The 25,208-nt window shown below is 48.0% G+C and carries 17 protein-coding genes; 10 read left to right on the forward strand and 7 right to left on the reverse strand.

The genetic code is table 11. The annotated features are described in order from the left end of the window. Nucleotides 1-316 precede the first annotated feature (316 nt). The 10 genes from ACMA1I_RS01365 (at nt 317) to ACMA1I_RS01410 (ending at nt 12,131) form a co-directional block, all read left to right on the forward strand. On the forward strand, nt 317-1,303 hold the full coding sequence (locus ACMA1I_RS01365) for a DUF368 domain-containing protein (RefSeq protein WP_337066437.1): 987 nt from the start codon (nt 317-319) through the stop codon (nt 1,301-1,303). 41 nt (nt 1,304-1,344) lie between these two features. Beyond that, a complete protein-coding gene (locus ACMA1I_RS01370) occupies nt 1,345-2,088 on the forward strand; it encodes a shikimate dehydrogenase (protein WP_337066438.1) in 744 nt (247 codons plus the stop codon). A gap of 381 nt (nt 2,089-2,469) precedes the next feature. Beyond that, complete coding sequence (locus ACMA1I_RS01375) at nt 2,470-2,865, forward strand: YkvA family protein (RefSeq protein ID WP_337066439.1); 396 nt, start codon at nt 2,470-2,472, stop codon at nt 2,863-2,865. Nucleotides 2,866-3,187: 322 nt separating this feature from the next. Beyond that, nucleotides 3,188-3,766 (forward strand): RNA polymerase sigma factor, encoded by a 579-nt coding sequence (locus ACMA1I_RS01380; protein ID WP_337066440.1) that lies wholly within the window; start codon nt 3,188-3,190, stop codon nt 3,764-3,766. After that, nucleotides 3,750-5,414 (forward strand): PorT family protein, encoded by a 1,665-nt coding sequence (locus ACMA1I_RS01385; RefSeq protein WP_337066441.1) that lies wholly within the window; start codon nt 3,750-3,752, stop codon nt 5,412-5,414. The genes ACMA1I_RS01380 and ACMA1I_RS01385 overlap by 17 nt, the downstream gene beginning before the upstream one ends. Before the next feature lie 333 nt (nt 5,415-5,747). Beyond that, complete coding sequence (locus tag ACMA1I_RS01390; protein WP_337066442.1) at nt 5,748-6,200, forward strand: lipocalin family protein; 453 nt, start codon at nt 5,748-5,750, stop codon at nt 6,198-6,200. 46 nt (nt 6,201-6,246) lie between these two features. After that, nucleotides 6,247-6,774, forward strand: coding sequence for a hypothetical protein (locus ACMA1I_RS01395; protein WP_337066443.1), 528 nt, complete (start codon nt 6,247-6,249; stop codon nt 6,772-6,774). A 117-nt stretch (nt 6,775-6,891) separates the two neighbouring features. After that, nucleotides 6,892-7,338: a hypothetical protein gene (locus ACMA1I_RS01400; protein WP_337066445.1), complete on the forward strand. Its 447-nt coding sequence runs from the start codon at nt 6,892-6,894 to the stop codon at nt 7,336-7,338. Between the two features lie 978 nt (nt 7,339-8,316). Continuing rightward, entirely contained in the window at nt 8,317-10,344 is a 2,028-nt protein-coding gene (gene uvrB, locus ACMA1I_RS01405; RefSeq protein WP_337066446.1) for an excinuclease ABC subunit UvrB, read from the forward strand. 128 nt (nt 10,345-10,472) lie between these two features. Beyond that, nucleotides 10,473-12,131: a M28 family metallopeptidase gene (locus ACMA1I_RS01410; protein WP_337066447.1), complete on the forward strand. Its 1,659-nt coding sequence runs from the start codon at nt 10,473-10,475 to the stop codon at nt 12,129-12,131. Nucleotides 12,132-12,201: 70 nt separating this feature from the next. Here the strand turns inward: ACMA1I_RS01410 and ACMA1I_RS01415 are convergent, their stop codons facing one another. From ACMA1I_RS01415 to ACMA1I_RS01445, 7 genes are all read right to left on the reverse strand, one after another. Next, a complete protein-coding gene (locus ACMA1I_RS01415; RefSeq protein WP_337066448.1) occupies nt 12,202-13,836 on the reverse strand; it encodes a pectate lyase in 1,635 nt (544 codons plus the stop codon). Between the two features lie 413 nt (nt 13,837-14,249). After that, entirely contained in the window at nt 14,250-15,770 is a 1,521-nt protein-coding gene (locus tag ACMA1I_RS01420; RefSeq protein WP_337066449.1) for a RagB/SusD family nutrient uptake outer membrane protein, read from the reverse strand. A 24-nt stretch (nt 15,771-15,794) separates the two neighbouring features. Then, entirely contained in the window at nt 15,795-18,833 is a 3,039-nt protein-coding gene (locus ACMA1I_RS01425; RefSeq protein WP_337066450.1) for a TonB-dependent receptor, read from the reverse strand. Between the two features lie 1,011 nt (nt 18,834-19,844). Continuing rightward, entirely contained in the window at nt 19,845-21,047 is a 1,203-nt protein-coding gene (locus tag ACMA1I_RS01430) for an acyloxyacyl hydrolase (RefSeq protein WP_337066451.1), read from the reverse strand. A 302-nt stretch (nt 21,048-21,349) separates the two neighbouring features. Further along, the gene (locus tag ACMA1I_RS01435; protein ID WP_337066452.1) at nt 21,350-24,334 is read right to left on the reverse strand and encodes a DUF6298 domain-containing protein; all 2,985 of its coding nucleotides are present in this window, start codon (nt 24,332-24,334) and stop codon (nt 21,350-21,352) included. Between the two features lie 302 nt (nt 24,335-24,636). After that, on the reverse strand, nt 24,637-24,825 hold the full coding sequence (locus ACMA1I_RS01440) for a hypothetical protein (protein ID WP_337066453.1): 189 nt from the start codon (nt 24,823-24,825) through the stop codon (nt 24,637-24,639). 95 nt (nt 24,826-24,920) lie between these two features. Then, entirely contained in the window at nt 24,921-25,097 is a 177-nt protein-coding gene (locus ACMA1I_RS01445; protein ID WP_337066454.1) for a hypothetical protein, read from the reverse strand. Nucleotides 25,098-25,208: the final 111 nt, after the last annotated feature.

Here is a 25,208-nt window from a genome sequence, read left to right on the forward strand (position 1 = left end):
TAAAAGAATAAATTGCCCGTCGGAATAAGGACGGGCAATTTTTTTGTGGTCTTATGCTGCTTTTGCCTTGCTTGTGGAGGAACACCTGAACAGCCAATTTTCTGCTTGGGTGAGCAAGAATGGGCTCAGTTGCTTTTTCCAATGCTTGAATAATTAGGAATCCTTGGCTTGAGGCAGCTGAAAAAGTCTCCGGAAGGCCATTTTCATTGGAATAATTGCCATTTGGCGCAGCAAGTAGGCAAACATGTTTTTATTTCAGGAAAGTCAACTATAAGGTCAGCAAATACAAACTAAATAGGCCTCGCGCCTAAGTTATATGACAAATACATCATCTATCAAGAACAGGAAATATACCGACTCGAAAAGCAGGTCGCTTAAAGAGTATCTGTTGCTTTTCTCTAAAGGCGCCATGATGGGAGCTGCCGATGTAGTGCCAGGTGTGTCTGGTGGTACAATTGCTTTTATTACGGGTATCTACGAGGAGTTGCTGGGTTCTATCCGGTCAGTAAACGGAGAGGCTGTGCGCCTGCTGTTTAGGTTTAACCTAACTGGTTTCTGGAAGCATATTAACGGTACTTTCCTGCTGGTGCTCGTATCAGGCATTCTTTTTTCGGTGGCTTCCTTGTCGCGGCTTATCCTGTACCTGCTCGATAAGCATACGGAAATGCTGTGGGCCTTCTTTTTCGGGCTGATAGTAGCCTCGGCCGTAGTGGTAAGTAAAAAAATAACCCGTTGGAGCGCCGGAGTTATAGCGGCCGGTATCATTGGCACCGTGGCCGCTTATTTTATTACGGTGATGTCGCCTACGCAAACACCGGAAGCTTACTGGTTTATTTTCCTGTCGGGTGCCATTGCTATTTGCGCCATGATTTTGCCTGGTATTTCAGGTAGCTTTCTGCTGGTGCTGCTGGCTAAGTATGAGTTTATTCTGAATGCTGTAAAAGAACTGCGCGTAGATGTGGTGGCTACTTTTGCCGTAGGTTGCGTGGCTGGTATTCTGGCTTTCTCGCACGTGCTCAACTTTATGCTCAAGCGTTTCCATAACGTAACGGTAGCCTTGCTTACAGGCTTTATGGTAGGATCGCTGAACAAAGTCTGGCCCTGGAAAGAGACTATCCAAACCTACACCGACCGGCATGGCGTGGTAAAACCGCTGGTGCAGGAAAATGTGCTGCCAACCGATTACCTGCAGGTAACAGGGCAGGAACCGTACTTGCTGTATGGCGTGTTGCTGGCAATAGTAGGTTTTATGCTCGTTTACCTTATCGACCGCCTCACCTCCGACAATACCAAGCAGGTTTAGTTCTGATCTCGTCAGGCCGTTTCATTAAACAAGACTGTACAATGCGAAAATTTGGATTAATAGGGCGTAAGCTAGGGCACTCTTTTTCAAAGCGGTATTTCACCGAAAAGTTTGAGCGCGAAGGTATAACAGGTGCCGCATACGAGTTGTATGAGCTGGCCGAGATACCGGAGTTTCCTGAACTGCTTCATCGGGAGCCGGAACTGGTGGGGCTAAATGTAACAGTACCTTACAAAGAAGTGGTTATTCCTTTTCTGGATGAACTTGATCCTGCCGCTGCCGCTATTGGTGCCGTAAACACTATTTGGGTAGAAGGTGGTAAAACAAAAGGCTATAATACAGATTTCATTGGCTTTAAGCAGACGCTGGAGGAGTTTTATCCGGTAGCGCAGCAGGGGCAGGCCTTGGTGCTGGGCACCGGTGGTGCGGCCAAGGCTGTATTAGCTGCGCTCGATGCCCTCGGTATTGGCTATAAAATAGTGTCGCGGAGCGCCAGTACCAGCGCTATGGCATACGAAGCAGTAGATACAAAGCTGCTTTCAGAGTATCAGCTTATCATCAACACAACGCCGCTCGGCATGTACCCGGCTACAGATGCTTGTCCGCCACTGCCATACGAGTCGCTTACGCCGGCCCATTACCTCTACGACCTGGTGTACAACCCGGAGCAAACGTTGTTTATGCAAAAAGGAGCACAAGCCGGTGCTCAGGTTACAAATGGCTTGGCTATGCTTTACCAACAGGCAGAAGCCGCCTGGAGCATCTGGAATACCAGACAAGCCTAAAGCTTTTTGCGCCAAAAGGCGTCCGGAAGAGCATTTTCATTAGAATAATTTGGTTGCCGGTTGATGATTGTTAAATGGCTTAATGATTAAATTGTTAAATGGGTGCTTGAGGATAAACCGTAAGACCTCGCGGCGTGCGCAGCTCCTGCGAGCGGTTGGGCAAAGCAGCGAGAAGGTAGAGCTACTTAAGTAAAATCTATCATCTAGTATCTTTAATCTCAAAAAAGCCTCTGGAAGGCCATTACCATTAGAATAATTTGCACTCTAGAGCCTTATGGACAGCATAAGGAGAACATCTTGATTTGTCCTGTGTTATTTTTTAAGAGTCTGTGTAACATTTCTTTCCTCTTTCTGCGTACCAGTTAGAAAGAAAGATACTTTATGATGCACTTAGATACTCTTAAACATAAAACGCAGGAATTTAACACTTCCATTTACGCCATTTACTTATCTTACCGCGACAGCCGAGTAGGCTGGCCGGTGCGCCTGCTACTGGCATTTGTAATAGGATATGCCATTAGCCCGATTGACCTTATTCCCGATCTTATCGTGTTGTTTGGATTCCTGGACGATGTAGTGGTGGTGGCCCTGGGGCTGAGCCTTTCCTGGCAAATGCTGCCGAAGGACGTGGTAAACGAAGCGCGCCTCCAAGCTTATGAGGTTATGAACAAACCCGAATTTAGCGAGGGGCATCGCATTATTGGCTATGCCTGGATACTGGCTGTTACTGTATTGGCTGTGTTTGTGTACAAAATACTTTTCCTGAACATGCTATAACATCACTTCAAGATTAAGCTTAGCTGCTTAACCTTCTTAGAGTACTAAAAACGCCCGGCTTCGCTAGGAAGCCGGGCGTTTTATTTTAAAATCAAAAAAAACAAGTTTGTATAATTATTCTTTTTAATATAATATAAAAAGGAAAAATTATTGTTGATTTCTATACTAATTTAGTATATTTGGAAGTTCCTGCTATTGATGCGACAAAAAGCATAGAATCCCCATAAATTTCAGAATAAATTTCAGAATATTTATTTGATCACTTGCAACCCTTTGCTCCTAATATGGCTCATAGGTATGTAAGTCGTAATGAAGGCCGCATTTGAAACTTTTTAGTAAGCCAAAGTCAGACGAGGAGAAACTCTTGGAGGGGTGCATTGCCGGTAAGCGGGAAATGCAACGGAACCTCTATGACCTCTACTCTAAAAAGATGATGGCTATTTGCCTTCGCTATGCACCTACAAACTTTGAAGCCGAGGATATTATGCAGGAAGGGTTTGTAAAGGTTTTTGCCAATATTCAGAATTTTAAAAAGGATTGTCCACTGGAGTTCTGGATCAGACGCATCATGATCAATACTGCTCTGAAACATTTGCGGCAGAAATCGCTGCTTACCGTTTCACATGAAACGGAAGAAGTTGCCAGCATCAGCTCCGACACCTATAACCTGACCGGCTATAGCTTGGACGAACTGATGGGTATCATCCAAAGCCTGGCTCCCCGTTACCGGATGGTATTTAACCTGTACGCCATCGAAGGGTACAATCACAAGGAGATCGGCGAGATGCTAGGCATCTCGGAAGGAACTTCTAAATCGCAATACTCACGTGCCAGAGCCATATTGCAGGATATGCTGGCGCGACAGGAACATAAAATTAAAGAGCATGTCATCAGCAAATAAACAAGAGCGCGGATCACTGGAAGAGCAGTTCCGGAGCCGGATGCAAGACGCTGAGGCTTTGCCTACTCCGGACCTTTGGGCGCGGATAGACCATGACCTGACGGTAGCTGAGAACAAACGCTATAAAGAGCGTTTTGTCATGTACCGGCAATTAGCTGCCGCCTGTTTTGTGCTGTTTATGCTGGCCGGTGCTTTATGGTACTTCCAGATAGGCAACCAGGCTATAGAGCCTGTAGGAACTACAGACCCACAAATGGCCGCTAACAGCACCAGCACCCGACCAGATGCAACAGCTAACAACGAGCTTACCACAGAAACAACCGTGCCGGCACAACCTCAGGCGCAGGCAGGAGCTATTGCCGCTGTAGAGCAAGACAACACGAAGCTAGCACCTGCGTCTGCCGAAGAGAGTTATAAAAGCAGGACAGCAACAGGAAACGGCACTGCACAACGAGCAGCGGCTGTAGCTCCACCTAAAGCCCGGCAGCTACAGCAGGAGGGGGGCAATGATCTTGGCCAGCCAACCTATGCCTCCGCAATAGAAGCAGAACAACCAGCCGAACTGCAGGAAATATCCGTGCTGCCAATTGTTCCCGATACCAAAAATACAACATCAAAAGTGCAGTCGGTGGTGGTGCGGCAGCGGTTGCCGCAGGAGAAAAGCCTCTCGTTGCCCGAAGCACTACAAGCACCTGGAGAGCCGCAATATAAAACACTAGCTGCCGCCTCCATGCTGGAAAAAGACGAAAAAGAGAATGCGGTGGAGAAGTCGATTGGCAAATCCAGCGATAAGAAACAAGCCTATGCTAACGCCTCCGACAGCCGCTGGAGTGTAGGCATGGCTTCAGGGCCTTCCTACTTTAACCAGAACATAGGCCTGCCAGAGCAGATGATGCCAGCTGTTATGCATAACAGCTTTGCAGCTACCGGCCCGACTGCCGATGCTTTTTCAGCCAGAAACATGGAATCTGCCCGCGAAGAGTACGATGAAAACACTGATGCCGCCTTTTCTTATGGTATGGAAGTACGCGCAGGTTTTCGGTTAACCAAAAAGCTGAAGCTGCTGTCGGGGCTGGGGTTCATCCAGAACTCAGCACGTACCAAAACCAGCTTCATTTTCAGGCAGTTCTGGTATAAACCCACTACCCGTGAGCCCTACGAGTTGGTGTCTACCATCTTTATGCCATCGCTTACTAATGGTTTCTCGCCAGACTCTATAGCAGTGGAGCAGACAAACCCGTTTTATGTAAATTACCAGTACCGCCAGATTACGGTACCAATTGGGTTGCAATATGAAGGTGAAATTGGCAGTAAAGGCTGGCACTGGTATGCTTCCGGTGCGCTGGCTGCTAACTTCTTAACAGAAAGTAAAATTTCCACCACTTCCGATAAAATACCAGATTTTAGCTATAACAATAACAAAGGAGAAGTGTCGCCATTCCGGAAAGTACAGTTCTCGAGTAATATTGGGGCAGGCATAGGCAAGCATATAACTGAGTCGGTCTCAGTGGTGGTGGGACCTGAGTTCCGCAGCTATTTAAGTTCTATGCTGGCTAACCCAGACCAGGCACTGGCGCCACAAGGCAAACCCTACTCTATTGGTGTAAACCTGGGCGTGCAGTACATGCTGGGGCAGAATAAAAAATAAAAATTTTAAGACGCTTGCAACCAATAGGTTCTTAACCGGATCATAAAGATAAAGAAGGGGCTACCAGCCAGTACCTGTCAATTTTAAAGCTATGAAAACGATACTTGACTCTTTTGTCGCATTGGCAGAAGCCGCAAACTTAAACCTGCTTGGTTGGTATCTGCTGTTGGCCCTCCTTTTGTTCTCCGTGCTGCAAGCCGGGTAATTTCTTTAGAGCAGCTGGTACGGCTACAGTAATTTCAGCTGTTTCCTTCTAAGCTTTTTACTAATTTTTATGATATCAACTCAACCTAAACAAACCGTATATAAAACCGGAGTTTTACGGTTACTACTATGAGAAAAACCGCTTACTGGCTTTTTGCAGCCATTATTTTAACACTAGGTGTTTCGGGATGCATGGAAGGCGACGACGTTAGACCAGCATTAATGTCTGAGGAGGTGCAGCTGGCAGTGCAGGGCAAGTGGAGCATAGAACGCATTGAGTCGCAACTCTGCCGCGACAACAACTGTACTTCCGAAAGTTACACCGGCAATACCACGGATTACTTTGAGTTTAGAGCCGACAGTGCCTTTCTGGTGCGTTTAGACGCTTATAACAAATCTTACAACACTGCTTATAAATTAAATTACCGCGTTAACCCAGGTTTTATTCTGCTTAACTCAGGCTCCTGGAATGGCCGTTTCGAGGTAAAAGAAGTGAAAGCTTCTAAAATGGTGCTTATTAACTCTTTTACAGGCCAGGATCCTAAAGCTATTTTTACAGACACATATTACCTGTTCCGATAAATAAAGTTATATCCTGCGCATTGTAATGCCAGCTAAAACAACCTGCATGAACAAGAAATTAAGAAGCTCTATGGTGGCTTTACTGCTTGTATTAAATGTTGCATGCGATCGGAAGGATGATTTAAATGGATACGAAGTCCGCTATAAGCAAAGTTTAAGCAAGTGGCAGGAGGTTAAAATGCAGCAAGGTAATTCATATACTTACAACGTTAACTTCGTGTCGTGGTCAGGTTTTGGCAACACAACTAAAATAACAGTAGAGAATGATCTCGTGACCGGCAGAGCCTACCAGGCCTTCAGAATAAATGAAACGAATGGGGAAAGGGAAGTGATAGGTTCTTATACTGAAAACCAGTCTACCTTAGGATCGCATGATACTGGAGCGCCCCTTCTTACTATAGACGATTTGTACCAAAGCTGTGCTAGAGATTACCTGGTAGTTGATAAAAAGAAAAATATGATTTATTTCGAGATGGATGCAGCTGGCTTACTCCAGGTGTGTGGCTTTGTACCCGAAGACTGCATGGATGATTGCTACGCCGGCATCAGAATTGATTCGCTTGTATGGTTATAAACTTTTGCTCCCCCTGCCCATAATTGCTGCCAGCCGTGCTACAATGGCAGCGGCCTTAAGTTGGATAATAAACTGCTGCGCCATTACCGTTTTGCGCCATTAGTACAAACTAAAACTATGAAACCTACTTTTTACCTAGCATTGCTCTACCTCTGCCTGTCGTTGGTGGTAATCAGCTGCTCAGAGAACGAGCCTGAACCTGTCGCCTGTATGCAGGCTGAGGTAGTACACGCTGATTGCGAAACCGGGTGGTATGTGCTGCGCCTTCTAAACGAAAGCTCTACCAGCCAAGGGCATAGTGGCCGCTTTATAGGGCAAATTCGTGGAGGTTTGGTAACAACAGATAACTTGCCCGAAGCTTATAAACACAACGGCATGCGGCTGGAGTTGGCGCTGGAACTCAATGCCGAACTCAGCCCCCGTTGCATGGCGACCTCTGTCATGTACCCGGCAGTACGCGTTACGCATATTTGCTCCGGCAACTCAGATAAGCACCTGCATCTCCAGCCAACTGTGTCGCAGGCGAATCGCTTGTTATCTAGAATTGCCTACTTAATTGCATAGCAAATACACATTGCTTAAATCCATCTGCGCAAATTCTTCTAATCAAACTGGCCTTCCGGAGGCTTTTTTCCAACATAAATAACTAGGGTTTCAGGCAAAAGAACATCCTGGTTTTCTGAAAACGATTTGTGATTAGGGTGATGTAGTTTCTAAAAGCTTGCCGGGAACGGCAAGCTTTTTTTATGCAGGTGCCTTGTTAGCCAAGGCCAAAGGTCGCGGACTGGTAGATACGGACGGATTACCCTATAGCCTTGAAGCCTAGAAAATTCTCTGGAAGGCGTTTTTTATTGGGAAAATTTAGCTGGAAGTAATTTTTATAAGGTATTGCGGCAGGAGGCTACAAAGATGATACACCTGCCAGATGCACCATGTGACGCTAAGCAGTCCGAGCGTTAAGCGAGTTTTCGCATCTTAATTTTTTTGGTTGTTTTTGTATCAAGACCATAACCGTCAGGCTAAGAATTAAATAGTTATGTTAATGCTATTGTAGGTAGTCCAGGTGCACTTTTTTAGGTCACTCTGTGCCTGTCGAAGAAACTAGTGGAATAGACTTTATGGCATGACGAGCGTAGCAAGAAATGCCTTAACCAGCCTCCTTGTATCCCTTAGTTCCTTCGACAAGCTCAGGACAACTCTCTTTTGTAAGCTTAGCCTGACGGCTATGGTATCAAAACAATAAGAAGAAGGAAGCAGGCAATACAAAAACTCCGATGCGCTATCACAGCTGAAACAGTTACTATGCAAACTTAAACGACCAAGCCAGTAGCCTTTGCTCATGGTTCCGCCCAAAAGATCCTACTAGGATGACAAAAGGAGGGAGAGGCAAAAAGCGAGTGAATTTATTTACAGTGGCAAATGACAACAAAATTGGAGTAACAACCTGCTTTGCTATTTTAATTAGCACAAACTGAGTAAAAGCTAAACTTACCTGCACCATTTGGTGTTATACTGTATCTTTACACTTCGTAAAAACAACGCATGAATTTTCAGCTAACATCAGAATTTCAGCCTACTGGCGACCAGCCTAAAGCCATCGCCCAACTCACGGAAGGATTAAACCGGGGGGAACATGCGCAGGTGTTGCTGGGTGCCACCGGTACAGGTAAGACCTTTACCATGGCCAACGTCATAAAAAACGTGGAGAAGCCGACGCTGGTACTTTGCCACAACAAAACACTGGCCGCACAGCTGTATGGCGAATTCAAACAGTTTTTCCCTAACAATGCCGTCGAATATTTCATCTCCTATTACGACTACTACCAGCCGGAGGCATACATTGCTTCTTCGGATGTGTTTATAGAAAAAGACCTCCAAATAAACGAGGAGATAGAGAAGCTGAGGCTGCACACAACCTCTGCGCTGCTTTCGGGCAGGCGCGATGTTATTGTGGTGGCGTCGGTATCCTGCATCTACGGTATTGGTAACCCCGAGGAGTTTGGTAAAAATGTACTGCACCTGGCACCAGGGCAGCGGTTTAGCCGTAACAACCTGCTTTATACCTTTGTACAGATCCTATACAGTCGCACCGAAGCCGAGTTCACACGTGGAACATTTCGGGTAAAAGGCGATACGGTCGATATTTATCCGGCTTACGCTGACTTCGCGTACCGTCTTTATTTCTTTGGCGATGAGTTGGAGCAGATTCACCGCATCGATCCGGCATCAGGTAAAAAGCTATCTGATGAGCAGGCCATAACCCTTTACCCGGCTAACCTCTTCGTTACCGGCAAAGATACCCTGAACCAGGCCATACACGAAATACAGTACGACATGGTGGCGCAGCACGAGTACTTCCTGAAAGAAGACCGGCCTGTAGAAGCCAAGCGTATCAAAGAGCGCACCGAGTTCGACCTAGAAATGATCCGTGAACTAGGCTATTGCTCGGGCATTGAGAACTACTCCCGCTACTTCGATCGCAGATCTCCCGGTGCGCGCCCATTCTGCCTCCTCGATTATTTCCCGGATGATTTCCTGATGGTGATCGACGAGAGCCACGTAACTATACCGCAGGTGCGGGCCATGTGGGGCGGCGACCGTTCCCGTAAGGTGGCGCTGGTGGAGTATGGTTTCCGGCTTCCGGCTGCCATGGATAACCGCCCGCTTACTTTTAACGAGTTTGAGAGCGTTATGCACCAGGTGGTGTTTGTTAGCGCCACGCCCGGCGACTACGAAATTCAGAAATCAGAAGGCGTGGTGGTGGAGCAGATTATCAGGCCAACTGGCTTGCTTGATCCGGAGATAGACATAAGGCCAAGCGCTAACCAGGTAGACGATCTGCTAGATGAAATAGATGAGCGCATTAAGCGGAAGGAGCGGGTGCTGGTAACCACGCTGACCAAGCGTATGTCGGAAGAGCTTTGCAAATACATGGAGCGACTCAATATCAAAGTAAAATACCTGCACTCCGAAGTAAAAACACTCGACCGGGTAGAGATACTGCGGGAGCTGCGCATGGGCGATATAGATGTGCTGATAGGTGTGAACCTGCTCCGCGAGGGGCTGGACTTGCCGGAAGTAAGCCTGGTAGCTATTCTGGATGCCGACAAAGAAGGTTTTCTGCGCGACCAGCGCTCGCTCATTCAGACGATGGGCCGTGCTGCCCGTAACGCCGGTGGCCGTGTGATTATGTATGCCGACCGCATGACTGGCTCCATGCAACGCGCCATCGACGAGACAAACCGCCGCCGCGCCACGCAGATGGCCTATAACATAGAGCATGGCATTACACCGCGCACTATTCTTAAATCGAAAGAAGAAATATACGACCAGACTTCTGTGGCCGATGCGAAGAAGCGGGAAGTAAAAATGTATGTTGGTCCGGAGGAAGTATCGCTGGCAGCAGAACCGATCGTGCAGACCATGAAACGCGACGAACTGGAGAAGCTGATCAAGAAAACAGAGAAGCAAATGGAAGCAGCCGCTAAAGACCTAGACTTTTTGCAGGCCGCCAAGTACCGCGACGAACTAGCCGATTTGCGCAAGCTGCTCAAGTCGAAGCGAGATTAAAGTTTTTTGAATAGCGAAAGCCGCAACCTTAGGTTGCGGCTTTTTTTTTGTTGCTCCTCTGGCAGTAGCTTCTAGTTTGCTTTTTAATGAGCTGTATCATAGCTTCGGCTTCGCTTAAACCTGCCACCATGAACAAATTCTCACAATTTTTATTTGCCACTGCCTTAGGCTTTCTGGTTTCGTGCCAGTCCTCAAATTCCAAAACCGAAGCTGATAATGCCGAGGCAACTTCTATATCCGCCGAAAGTTATGGTACGTATGTAGCTGCTTTAGCTGCCGATGAACTGGAAGGCCGCAAGCCATTTACCAGTGGTGAGAAAAAAACACTCGATTACCTGCAGCAGGAGTTCAGGGCGCTGGGGCTGGAGCCCGGCAACGGCGATAGTTTTCTGCAGGAGGTACCCATGGTAGAGGTAAGCACTACCGCTGCACCAACCATGACAATTACCGGGGCTAAAAACATGCAGCTGCAGGGGCTGCAGGATTATGTAATCTGGACCAGGAGAACAGAGGTGGCTATTTCGCTGCAGAAAGAAGATGTTGTGTTTGCCGGTTTTGGTATAGTAGCCCCGGAGTACAACTGGAACGACTATGCCGGTCTCGATGTAAAAGACAAAGTAGTGGTGGTTTTTGTAAGCGACCCGGGTTTTTACTCCCAGGACTCTACTTTCTTCCGGGGCAAAACTATGACCTACTACGGCCGCTGGACCTACAAATTTGAAGAAGCCGCGCGGCAGGGAGCAAAAGGATGCCTGATTATACACGATACCGCACCGGCTGGCTATGGTTTTCAGGTGGTGCAGAATAACTGGAACGCCTCTAAGCTCTACCTGGACCCACGCGGCAAAAAAAAGTATAACTGTGCCATGGAAGGCTGGGTGAGCAAGCCAGTGGCAGAGCAATTATTTGTTGCAGCCGGCATGCAATATGCGTCGGCTTTGGCGGCAGCTGGCAAAGCCGGTTTTAGGCCCCAGGCCATGAACCTGAAGCTAAGTACCTCTATGGCTGTAAAGACTAAATTCGACAAAACGTACAATGTTATCGCTAAAATAACAGGCGCAGCCAGTCCAGATGAAGCCATTATCTACTCCGCCCACTGGGACCACCTGGGCATAGGCAAAGCCGATGAAAAAGGCGACAGCATTTACAATGGCGCTGTAGACAATGCCACTGGTGTTGCCAGCCTCCTCGAAATTGCCAAAGCATTTAAAAGCCTGCCACAGAAGCCGGAGCGCAGCGTTGTATTTCTGTCGGTAACGGCAGAGGAGCAGGGGCTGTGGGGATCTGACTTTTATGCCGAAAACCCGGTTTTTGCCAAGGAGAAAACTGTGGCTAACATCAACGTCGATATGCTTATTCCGTCTGGCAAAACAAAGGATATTGTGTTGGTAGGAAAGGGGCAATCGGAGTTAGAAGACATCCTGGCCGAGGAAGCTGAGAAAGTAGGACGCTACGTAGCCGACGAAGCCACGCCCGAAGCAGGTCTCTACTACCGCTCCGATCATTTCAACTTCGCCAAAATAGGTATTCCTGCTATGTTTACAGCAGCTGGCATAGACGATGCGGAACAGGGAAAGGAGTTTGGCAAAAAGCAGCAGGAAAATTACGTAGCCAACATCTATCATAAACCTTCCGATGAATACAGCACCGATTGGAAATTGGATGGTGCCGTGGAAGACATGAAGCTTCTTTTTAATGTAGGCAAACGCCTGGCGAGTTCTGCAGTATGGCCCGGCTGGAAAGCAGGATCTGAGTTTAAAGCAGTAAGAGAGGCTTATAAAAAGTAAATTATTCTAATGGAAATGCCCTTCCGGAGTCAAAAACATACCTTTTAGCTCCAGAAGGGCATTTTGTGTTTTATCTCCCCGCCTTCAGTCGATCCTCCGTTTTAGAGTATCCTTTATTAAATTTTACATAGTTTATCAGTTGGTTTATGTTTTTGATAAAAGCCTGGGTGGAGATGTAGAGTTGATCGGAGGGGTCGCGAAAAGGCGAAGTATCTGTTTCGTCTCCTACAAAAGCATCGTGGTACTGGTCGGTTGGGTTCTGCTTCCTGCCTTCGCCAGTGTAAGGATGACTGATAGAAGCATGTTTTACTAGCCAGCGGTTTTGGTCGTCGAGGGTACTGATGAGCTCACTTACCTGGCCCTCGGTAGGCAATTGGCTTGAGGAGTAGCGGTTGAGGCTGTAGAACGTCTGGGGGGTGCCTGATTCAGTAAAAGCCGCTACCTTAAGCGGAGAGTTTTTAGTGGCTTCTTCAGGAGGTAAGGCTTTTAAACGTTTGTATTCTGCTTTCAGGCGGTCGAGGTCGAGTGTTTTTTTTCCACGGTAGTGCGAGAGCAGGTTTTTGTCGTCGTAGTCGTAATAGTAGTAGCCGTACTTTACATTAGACCCTTTGCGGTGCACAAATACCGGCTTGTTCGTATCAATCTCTACAAAAGTAGGATGGGTGTATTGGTTGTTATCAGTCATCTTTTTCGGTAACCGCGTTTTCTCCAGCCACTCTATGGCATCCGGAATGCGGGTTAAATATTTCGACTCGCCGGTGTACTCGTAAAAGCGCAGCAGGAGCATGACGTTGCCGTAGGTAGTGGTAGGTAGCAGCATGGCCGGCTCGTAGGTGCGGGCACCGGCTGGCTCCAGGTTCATGTTGTATTGTTGGGCCCAGCCACCGCTGCCGTGCTGCGAGATCAGGTAAAAGTTCATGCCGCGTTTTATCGGCTCCAGAAAGCGCTCTTCGCCAAGGGTCAGGTAACACTGGATCAGGAAATTGATGTTTTCCCAGATCACATCATCGTTAAAAGTAAAAAAAGAAGAATAGTCAGGCAGACCGTTTTTGTTGAAATCGTATTTGAGGGGGTAACGCTGCGGCCAACCTCCCAGCGGGTACTGGCTTTCCAGAATAAAGGAAATGGCCTTGTCTAATGCCGGTTTGTATTCCGGTGCCATTTTCGTGAGATACATGCGCAGCAGAAAACGGGCTGCATCGGAGGTAATATCGTCGTCGAAGGTGGCGTTGCCGTAGTAGTGCTGAAATTCCTCCAGGCGCCAGCCATTTTTGCCGATGGTGTTGTACCATTGCTTCAGCGACCTATCCCCGGCAAAATCGATCATGTAGTTCCAGCCACCCTCTTTACTCTGCCCCCAGACAATGGCCGCTGTTGCCTTTGCTGCTGCCTGGTAATAATACTCATCGCCGGTGGCCTGGTAGGCATCTAAAAAAGTGTGGCCCATACTTACTGTGCCCGGTCCCTGCAGCCACACCATAGTTTTGTAGGCTTCCATTTCTCCCCAGCGCCGTGATAAATCCGGCATGTAAAACCACACGTAGCCACCGTTGGTGCTTACCTTATCCACCATGTATTTTGATGATCGTAGCATGGCATCTTCTGCTGCCTCTACTAAACGAGGCGTTTGTGCTATGGTGGCAGTAGGCAATAGCACTACCACGGCAAAGATGGTAAACCAGCCTGTTAATTTCCGTATTGTCATAATCTTATAAGAAAAATAGGAGGATTAAAATGCGCTTGCATGGGTACCGCTTTTAATTTACAAAATAACTAACATTAGTTATAATATGATTTTAAGTTTTCCTGCTCAAAATGCCTCTAAGGTATGTGGGATTATAGCTATGAATTACTACAGAAAAATTTAGAGGCGAATTATTCTAATGAAAAAGGCCTTCCAGAGGAGATTTGATCTTGGACCGACCTAGGGTAAGGGTTCAAAACAGCGAGATAACATAGCAGTACAACCTCAAGAAGCTGTTCTAAAACTGCTGGTAATCAGGCTTACGCGAAGTCATTTTTAATTTTCAATTAGACTATGTGATAGCTTAAGAAAGTTGGGCAGTAAACCAACAAGCAGCTACCTAAACGTGTTGCTGCTTGTTGGTTTACTGCCTGTTAGTTGTAATTCGGGTTTTGCTTTAACTGCGGGTTTGCTACAATCTGCTGGGCCGGTATCGGGTAAAGTCCTCTCCAGCGTGGGGTAGTGGTGGTTTTAAACTTCCAGGTCGAGTCGAAGTAGGAACCGAACCGGATCATGTCGCGGCGTCTGTGTCCTTCCCATATAAATTCGCGGGCTCTTTCGTTCTCCAGGTCCTGCAATGTCAGCGACTGTAGTTCTGAGGCATTGCTTCTTCTGCGCACCTGGTTTACCAAAGTTAAAGCCTCACCGTTGTTACCTGACCTGAAAAGAGCTTCGGCTTTCGTTAGCAGCACGTCGGAGTAACGCATCAGCACAATGTCGTTGCTGGCGTTGTTGCCCACAAAGTTGCCATCTGGTATGTATTTCAGCACTCTATAGCCTTCGTCGAGCGTTGCGTTGCGGAAATCAACAAACGGAATGAGCACCAGTTGCTGCTTGGTGGCCGGGTCTATCAGCGGCGAACCGTCAGGGTACGTCTGCGGACCATGAATGATGTAGTTACGCCGCACATCGTTTTGCTCATAACGCTCCAAAGCTACCTCGAAGGTGCTGAAACCACCTGCTGGCGCAAACGGCAGATTATAACTCAGCTGGTGCAGCGGGTGCAAGGCGCCACGAACATAAGAGTTACCGCCGGCATTCAGGGCAGCATCAACAGAGAAAGAAGAAACCAGCTCGCGGGAGGTGTGGTTGTTGCCGGCAAAACTGGTAATGAACTGAGGCTCCAGAATATATTCCCCTGAATTAATAACCAAGTTGGTCATTTCTATAGCATCCTGCCAGCGAGGCGTGCCGGTAAATACTTCGGCATTGAGGTACACAGAGGCCAGAGCTGCCTGAATAGCTTCTTTCGTAAAGCGAGGGTAATAACTGGCCCGGTTTACGTCCTTTATAGAAGGGAGGTCGGCTATGGCCAGTTTCATTTCTGCTTCCACAAAGTTAAAGACCTCTTGCCGCGTGTTGGTAGTGGGCAGGTTGTTAGGGTTAATGCGGGCTTCGGTAAAAATGGGCACATTGCCCCAGAAGTCCATGGCGTAAAAGTAGGCATAGGCACGCAGAGCTCTTGTTTCTGCTATTAATGGCGTCAGGTCGGCGGCGCGCGGCGACTCTTCCAGGCTTTCCATAACAGCGTTGGCGGCTCCTATTACACCAAATACCGTTCCCCAGGCACCATTGTTCTGCGTGTTCTGTGGCAACACATTGTGCACTGTAAACTCATGGTGAACACCGCCATCGAACCAGCCACCGTTTGTTCTGGCTGCAATTATAAACTCATCGGTCCCGTTTTCTGATAGGCGCCAAACCGTAAGATAATTCGGGAATGCCGCCATGCGCTGGTAAACGCCTACCACCGACGATAAAGCTTCTTCTTCGGTTTTGTAGTAATTATCGGGCGAGAGGCTTCCGAACTGCTCCTCATCCAGATCAGAGCAACCCACAAACGATACACATGCGAGCGCTACCAGGTACTTTATTTTCGAGATATATCTTTTCATAAATCTGAGTCTTGCTAAGTTAGATTAAAAGGTCACGTTTGCGCCAAAGCTGATGGTGCGGGCTCTTGGGTAACCCAGGTAATCGATGCCAAGTGGTGCTACGCCACCGCCGGTTACATCGGAGTTCACCTCAGGGTCGAGGCCGGAGTAGCCGGTGATGAGCAGCAGGTTTTGGCCAGTCATAAACACGCGGGCATTGCTCAGGAAGCCAATGCTCTCCACATTAATGTTGTAGCCAAGTGTCAGGTTGTCGAGGCGTACAAAAGAGCCATTTTCGATCCAGCGCGATGAGTAATTCTTAGGCTGGTTGCGGGCAACACCAGCATCAATGGCACTAGCCAACACGTTTTTGCCGGGCAGGTTGTTCAGGTAAGACAGGTTCAGCGCTGTCAGGTTCAGTACATCGTTGCCCTGCGAACCTCGAATGTTGAACATCAGGTCAAGGTTTTTGTAGGTGAAGGTGTTGTTAAAGCCGAAGATAAAGTTAGGCTGCGCATTGCCGATAATGCTACGGTCTGGCCCGAACTGCTCCACGCCATTCTCCACACCAAGAAACGTGCGGCCATAAAAGGCACCCAACGGCTGACCAGGTGTAATAAGCTGCGCATTATTGCCAGACAGACCGGAGCCCTGCACTGGTGCAAACGGTATTTCATCGGTGCTCCAGGTGTCGTTAGAGAGGCTGAGGATTTTGTTTCGGTTGGCGCTCAGGTTCAGGTCAGTTCTCCAGGAGAAGTTGCCTTTGTCGAACACGCGGCTCCCGATCTCAAACTCGAAACCTTTGTTCTCCACACTGCCTACGTTTGCCAGTTGCGTGCTCACCACCGATGGCGATGGTATTGCAAAGCGCAGCAGCAGGTCTGTGGTTTCTTTTCTATAATAATCTACTTTACCATAGATGCGGCCACTCATAATCTGGAAATCGACACCAACGTTAAGCTGTGCAGTTTGCTCCCATTGCAGGTTGGGGTTAGCGTACTGCTGTGGCAGCACAATGGTGCGCCGTACGCCACCTACCACATAGCCTTGGGTGCTGGCACCCAGTGTGGTAATGGAGTTAAGGTTTCCAATTTCCTGGTTGCCGGTAACGCCATAGCTGCCCCGTAGTTTCAGGTCGCTTATAAAGCTACTGGGGAAAAAGTTTTCTTCAGAGATTCTCCATGCCACAGAGGCCGACGGGAAAATGCCCCATTTATTACCCGATCCGAATCGGCTGGAGCCATCGCGACGAACCGTGGCTGTTACCAGGAACCTGTCAGCGAAGTTGTAGTTAATGCGGCTGTAGTAGGAGATGAGCTTATTGCTTTCTTTGTAAGTGCTCAGTTCCAGGACATTGCTGGCAGCCTGCAAACTGTTCCATTTAAAAGCATCGGAGATGAAGCCAGTGGCACGCGCTCTTATACCTTCATCGGCAAAGTACTGAAACGAGTAACCTGCAATGGCATTAATAGAGTGTTTGCCAAAATCCTTCTGAAAGTTAAAAGTCGTCTCCAGCAAGTTGGTCCAGTCTTTTGTAGATTGGGTATTTGCTAAACCATTTACACCTGCTCCAAGGGGGCTGGCTTTGTAAATGTAGGAATTCCGGCTGTTATCCTGGTAGGTATGGCCCAGGTTGAGGTTCACACTCAGCGGCCCTACAATCTGGTAGGTGGTAGAGAGGTTGCCTAAAAAGCGCCTGGCAATACGTTGGTCGTCTATTTCATCGGCGTAGGAGATCGGGTTTACCGTGAACAAGCTGACGTGGTTAAACTCGCCCTGCTCGTTGTACACCGGGAAAGTCGGGTTAAACACATAGGCATCGTAGAGCATATTGGTGCCGCTCTCGCCACCTACTGTGTTAGAGATAGGAGCCGTTTGGGAGTTGATTTGCCCGGCCGTTACCCTCAGGTCGAATCCAAGTTTGCCATCCAGGGCGTTGTGATTTACGTTGACGCGGGCGTTTAACCTGTCGAGGTCGGAGCCTAGCACCACACCCTCTTGCGAGCCATAGCCAAGGGAGGCGCGGTATTGTGTGTTGGCGCTACCACCGCTCAGCGAAAGATTGTGGTCGTGGGTGATGGCGGTTCTGAAAATCTCATCCTGCCAGTTCATATTCGCGCCAAGGTCGGTTATTGTAAGGCCGAGGTCGCTGGTAGCCTGGCGGTACTCGTCGGCGGTAAGCATATCGAGCCTGTTCGGCACCGTGGAAATGCCTACCAAGGCGGAGTAGCTGGTTTGGGTACGGCCCTGAGCACCTTTTTTAGTTGTGATAACAATAACACCGTTTGCACCCCTGGAGCCATAGATAGCAGTGGCAGAGGCATCTTTCAGCACTGTTACCGATTCAATATCGTTCGGGTTCAGCGTCATGAGCGGGTTTACGGGTTCCTGGTCAAAAATATCGCCAACGTTGTTTTGCCGGGTGCTGGGTGCCGTGGCAATAGGTACACCATCTATTACATAAAGCGGCTCGTTAGACCCTGTAACAGAGGTGCCACCCCTGATTCTGACTGTGTTGGAGCCGCCTGGCTTACCGGAGTTCTGCGAAATTTGCACACCCGACATTTTACCCTGAATGAGCTGCTGCGGGCTTTGCTGTGGACCTTTGTTAAAATTTTCGGCACTAACGGAAGTTACCGAGCCGGTTACGTCTTTCTCTTTCTGTGTTCCATAACCTACGACCACCACTTCGTCCAGTGCTTTGGCATCGGTTGCCAACGTTACATTAATAGTGGAGCGATTGCTAACAGAAACCTCCTGCGTCTGGTAACCAACAAAAGAAAAAACAAGCGTTCCGTTTCCGTCAGGCACGGTAAGGGAGTAACTGCCATCTATAGAGGTAGGGGTGGCTATGGTGGTACCTTTTAATAATACCGTTACGCCTGGTAAGCCTTCGTTCTGGGCATCTGTTACTCTACCTGTAATCGTTAGCTGTGTCTGTGCCGGTGGGTTTAGGTTCTCGCCTGAAGCAGGATTGACTGCGTTTGCAGCCCGGGCGGTAAAAACAAGCAGTACCTGCATCAGGAGAAGCAGCAAAGCTCCTCTCGGTATTACTCCTAATTCGTAGTAAGAATTTTTTTTCATAAAGTTAAGAGTGTTTAGTTAGACAATAGGTAAGGTAATGGCTGATTGCAGATGGAGTGGTAAGCGTAAGGTATATGTTGAGTATTATCAGATAAGGTTATAACTGAAGCCGCCATACCTGGAGTAGGAGGCAGTATGGAAAGTAATGAGAAGAATGGTTGTTGAAACAAAAAAGCTTGCGGTAAGGGCACGGCATTGGTAGAAATTGCCATGGGAAGGATACTCAACCAAGGTGCTGCTTTCTGCATGATTATCAGGCTTATGGTAGGTTAATTAAGCTGAAACTTCCTAACTGGAGTTCTCCTTAAACATAAATAAAAATAACGAATATTAGTTAGTTTAATTAAAAGAAATTTATATATGAATTTCTGGTTATAGGTTCGAGGTTTTAACTTAAATTAACTATTGTACCCTTCAGAGGCAGCAGAGGCAGTTTTTGCAAGTATTTTATCTGCTAGGTATTTGCAGATAAATAATAGAAGTAGCGAGACACAAAAAAAGGCACCACTTGTTTTGGTATTACAAGCCTAAGCTTTTAAAGTGCTTTTTTAGCTCTGGAAGTACAAATTGATTAACATAATTTGCGGATGTATTTTTTTAAGTTTCAATGAGTGCACGTCTCCTCTTCTTGAGAAGCCTGCGGATTTTTAAACTTTGTGCGCTCATAGGTGGGGCTGTAAAGGGTCAGACGAAAGCCTTCAGGGCTAAGCGTTATGAGCGGTTTCAGAGGAGCTGCTCCGGGCATTGTGTTGCCAGCTTTTACATTCGTATTCATCCTTGGGGAGAGGTAAAGACTTGGCGTTATTTGGCCAAAATCTTTCCAGAAGGCCATTATTATTAGCAGAATTTACCTCATCGTGGCACCTTAGGCTTCATATATGCGGCAAAATTGACTGTTTGGTTAAAATCATTAAGCTGTTGTGCCCATACCTGCTTTGGGATTTAAATCTAAACTAGCATTGCTTGGAAGTGCTCTTAAGCTTAGGCCCAAAGCGCAGAAAAGGTCAATGCTTAGTTTCTTTTGAAATTCAGCGTGTAACCGGTGGTCCATTCTATAAAGTCGGCTTTACCACCATGTGCTTTGATAGAGACTCCTGCAAAAAAATCTTTATATACATTGTATCGCACACCTATTCGCAGGAAATATGGAGTGTTTTCGCCGGTAAATTTATTTTGGTGGAGGTAGTAGCCCGCATTGCCATTAATATACATGCGCGAAGTGAGCAAGTGATCGATGTAAAAGGCAGGACCACCGGAAAAAATTGCACTCAGCTTGCCTGCTTCCTCACTGGCCACCACAGGGTCGTTCGCAGCAGCAGAATAGAAAACGTTTGCGCCAGCTCCCATACGCCACTTATATCCAAAGAATTTACTCCAGAAAATACCTGCTGTCGATTTAAAATAAATGTTTGAATTATCTCGGTCTAATTGCTTTGCACCCAAGGCATAGCTCAGGTGTAACTGATGCTCTTTTGAATTGACCGGTACAGCTCGTTTGGTAAAATCTATTGCCCGGTTATCAGGAATGTAGGTGAGCGCGAATGTTAGTGGCAAAAGGTTGATACCTGTATTTGGTAAACGCAAAGCGCCATTTGAGAAATGATGAAACGTAATGCCTGCTCCCAATTGCAAATGCTTGTTGAGCATATAATTTGCTTGTGTTCCGAAATCTATAAAAACATTGTTTTTGCTGCCTATAATGAGGTTTAAAGGATTTTCGTCTTCATTATAAGGGTTAAAACGCCCCGATAAACCAAGCGAAATGCGGTAATTAAAATTCCAACGGCGATGCTCCCTTGGACTGATGGGAATGGAGACAAAGCCATAGGCAGCAAACGGATTACCAACATAGTCCAGGCCAAAGGTGCTGGAATACAGCCCAAACCCATAAACCGGGTAGTTGTACAGTTGGTGGTACAAGTCACCACCCTGCTGTGTTTGCCAGCCAATTTTGAGATTGAGCGCATTGTAATAGGCATCGGCAAGAGACTGTATGGTTCTGTCGTTTCTGGCAATAACACCGCCACTTTCGTGTTCCAGTTGAATAATGATTTTTTTCTTATCTGAAGAAGAAGTTAAGCTATCTGGCTGGGTCCAGAACCGCGGGTGCACCTGCGCCTGCAGGCTATATGGTAAAAGAAAGAAGACGTTGAGAAGGAGGAAAATGCTTGTTTTAGATGAGGAAAGAACGCGTAAAGTTGAATAGAGCGACATGTAGCATTAAAAAATATTGGACTATAAGGGTTAGCTCACAAAAAAACGGAAGTCTACCCTTAAAGTCCTTGCTATAATTGATTGAATGTGAATTAGTATAAAGCTGATGAACAGGTTCTGTTTTGATGCACAAGCTGTTTGAGTGCACAATTTACTACTTTTATACTGGTGCTTTTTTAATTTATTTCTAGTCGGCCCGGGCTTTGCAGTTTTAATAATGCTTTTTGATGCGTATAGAAATCCATATGATATGTTCCACATTCACACTACATATATATCAGGTGGTCTGGAAGGTGAGGCCATTACTGTAACAGCAGCAGCCAATTATCCTCACTTGGTTTTGTGATAACTGTGCCTTTTTTCAGTCTTTTGGGAAGTACTGCTGCCTGCGTTTCGCCGGTGCGGGGATCGAACCAAGTTCCGGTGTATACCTTTTTAGCTAGTTTCTGTTGCAACTGCATGCCGGAGCCGCTAAGAGAATAGAATAGCACTGTCTGCTGCTTAGGGTCGGATAGCGTCCAGTTCTGCGACGCGTTTGCCAGTACACCATCCTGTGGGTTCAGGTGCATCAGTTTATCGGCGAGGAAGGTTTTTACAAAAGCATCTAAAGGCGTGGCATCTACTATTCTTCCTTGCCGGTGACCAGCGGCTGGGTTAACGGTAAGCACCTGCGCCGCTCCGGCCATCAGTGCCGGAATAGGACCAACATCGTTGTGCCAGGCTACAATGGCTTTCTGCGGAAACTTGTTGCGGTATTCGCGTACTTGGCGGTAAGCTTGCTCTGGTGTGGTCGGGTCAGGGAAGTCCAGCCCTTTGTTGAATTTCTCCCGCACCATTTCCCGAAAAGCCAGATTCTTTCCGCCTTCCGGAGCCCAAAGTGTGCCATCGGGAAGGTACTGCCAGTAGCGCATGTCTATTACAGCTATTTGTTTATTAAGCTCCGGATCGGCCAGAATAGCATCTGTAATATCCTTGCTGGTGCCAATTACCAGCCGCACCTGCTGGTTATGCTGTTTCTCCCACTCTGCCACGGTTTGCTGAAAGAACTGCTGGAACACGAGCGGCCCGAAAAACTGGAAACCAGTACCGAAGATAATGTTCTCTGTCGTGCCTAACTGGTCGAGCACGTGCAGGATGTAAGCCCGGTGCAGTTCGCGTAAATGCGGATTGGCCGGGTCGTAAAATTCGTTGGCCAGATGAATACGCTTGTTCTCATCCAAAGGCGGCGGCTCAGGTAATCCGGTGGTATTGATGTTGTTAGCAGGCCGCCACGGAAAATCGACCCAATGGGCGCCTACTTCGAGTAGGTTGTGCGTGTTGTAGAGGTGGTGGTAGAGCACAATGCCGTGCTGGTCGCTTAGTTTGGCAAATTCTCGGAGCCGCTTAAAATACCAAGGGTTGTACTTGGTAAGGTCGTACTGGCTCAGGCCATCCCAGGCTCTGCCACGGCCACTCCGCTCCCAGGGTATTTCCAGAAAAGGCGCCCACACATATGCATCTGGTCGCTCTGCCAAGGTATGGTCGTCGCGGCGACGGTCGTACCACAGGCCGGGAGGACCGCTCTGGTAGAAAGGCGTTCCTTGCTGTACTACGCGCGCTGCCAGTTTGGGCAGGTTCTCGGTATGACCTGGTCCTTCGCGGCCTGGCATAAAGCGGGTGATGCTCACGCCGCCATCTAAGGCATTGCCTGGAGCAGGGTGCCCCAGCCACCAGGCATCGTTTACGGCACCTCCCCACATAGCCTTACCTGCCACTACAAAACGGCCATTCACAATTTCAAGTGCTTGTGTAGGCGGTGCAGTCTCAGCGGGTGCTGCAGGAATCTGAGCGGCGGTAAAGGCCGGTAGGTCGGCTGGTGAAACTGAAGTTGCTGGAGAAGCAGCTTTTAGAGCAGCAAGTGCTTGTCTGCCTAATCGGGCAGCCAGTTGCCGTTCGTAGAGTGGCTGCGGTGCCGTTACAGCAAGTACAGGTGCTTCGGCCGGTCCTTTAGCCTGTATATCGGAAGCTTTGCAGTTCCAGATAAAAGAGTTGGCTGCTGTCCAGCCTCCACCTTGTGTGCTGTTGAGGTCGTAGGTGAGATGAATGCCCGCCCCATTTATCTGCACCTCTTCGTACAGCACACCTGATGCCCAACTTTCGAAAGTGCCACTATAGCCGTGGGCATTGGTGGCGGTACAGCGCAGAAACACGTTAGGTCCGGCAGCGGTAAGAGCCGCGGCAAAGTCGTTGAAGCCGGCATCGGCAGTACAGTTTTGCACCAGCGCCTGCTGGCCCTCTACCAAAAAGCTAAATCTGCGGTAACCTCCGATCTCTGCCACCGGTTGCTCGCTCCGGCAATTTGCCACGGTTACACGCCTCGCACCCGGACCGGTATGCACGGCAGAAGAAGCAAAATGGCGAGCCGTTACGTTCCGTACCCACGCGTCCTCCACATGGTTCAGAAAAACACCAAACCAGGCATGCGATTCGTCTTTCGGATTAGCTTTGTTGAAAGTGCTTTCCAGCAGCAAGTTCTCCAGCCCCACCCGCTGCACCGGCTCCTGAGCTGTCACTTTCGCTACAGTGCCGGAACCATAGCGTTTTTCAAGTGCTGTGGTGATGGGCGCATCCAAGGCAATCTGTTTCTTAGTTATATCGATGGCGGTAATCCGGCGGTGCCAAACCAAATCCCGTGAGCCAGCTGGCCAGCGAAGGCGCAAATCGGCAAAGGCACCTTTTATGGTATCACCGCCAACAGCCGTAATCCACTCTTTGGTGCTGGGTCTGGTTACAATCACCAGATCTCCTACCTGTAGCCCCTGCACTTTTTCTAGCGTTAGAATTCTTCCACCTGCCGCTACCATATCGTCCGTTACAGCTATAGCCACATTGCCTTTGGGTGCCTCCGCATTGCCCACTACAATTAAGGCACGCCTGTCGGTGCCAGTGGCTACCAGCGTGGTGGCATTGTTGCCGCTGCCACGCACTACAATGCCGCTGGCTTTTACCTGTAGCTGCCCTTCTACCAAAAAGCGGCCCACTGACAGCTGCAAAGCTCCCCTAAGCCCGTTGGCCTGAGCTGGCAAGGTGGCGAGTCGGTCTATGGCTGCCTGCAGCAGTTTGGTGTCGTCGCCACCTGTTGGACTCACCGTGAGCACCGCTGGCACAGCCGGTATGGCGACTCCGCCACCACCGTAGCCTGCATAAGAAAAATCTATGGCAGGAGTAGGGGCCTGTGCCGTAGTCGGCTTTGATTGAAGAAACAAGACAGGAATTAGAAAAAGTAAGAACAGTTTGTTTAAATGCATGGGCTTGAGGTGTTGCTTTTGCCGTTAATGGATGTTGCGCAAAAAAATACTAGATATAAAACATTCTTTCCTAAGGAACTGCAATGTATCAAAAGCTCATCTGGTAAGGCACATCAACTTTCGGGCAGCTGGTTTGAGCTTGTAGTTTGCAATTTGCATAATGTAAGTACGAGCTACAAGCTACAAGCTCGCACCAGCAAACCATTGCGTTAGCTCAGGTTTTGGCTTCTGTAAAGAAAGCTTCAAATAGAGTACCGCTTTTACGGTTCTATCATCACCTGATAAGTTACAGAATGATTCTGTTAGGACTCTATTTTTCTGAATGTTTTGTTCAGGAAGTTGAGCGTGTACTGAAAAGTTGATTCGAACCAGGGGTGTAGCAGCCAGAACGGATGTGGCGTATCGGGTATGGTATGCTCTTCGGTGTAAATGTTATGCTTGTTCAGCTTCTGAATCATTTCGCCGCGGCCAGCATGGTAGTAGGGGTGCATGCTGTTGATGAAGAGCGTGGGGACGGTATTTTTTCCGGCGTGTGTCAGTGCCGAGGCTTCATTCTAATTATCTGAGTTTTCTCCGTAGCTACCGCTCAGCCACCAGCTGGCAGCACCGGCTTTACCTTCTCTACAAACGGATACTTGGGTTTAACCTTTACATAGGTGCTATGTACGGTAAAGGAGGTGTCGCGCGGCACAACAGGTTGCTGGGCTGCTGCCAAGTAAGGCAGTAGCAATAGGAGAAGTATGATTTTATACTTGCTAATCATCCAACTGAACTGTATAATTAATAATTCTTTTTATAGACTGCTTAATTTGTTATAAACTCAAATTATTCTATTGAAAATAGCCTTCCAGACCTTTTTTGCTGTGGAAGTGCT

Source organism: Pontibacter sp. 13R65, from assembly GCF_047525655.1.
Classification (GTDB): Bacteria; Bacteroidota; Bacteroidia; order Cytophagales; family Hymenobacteraceae; genus Pontibacter.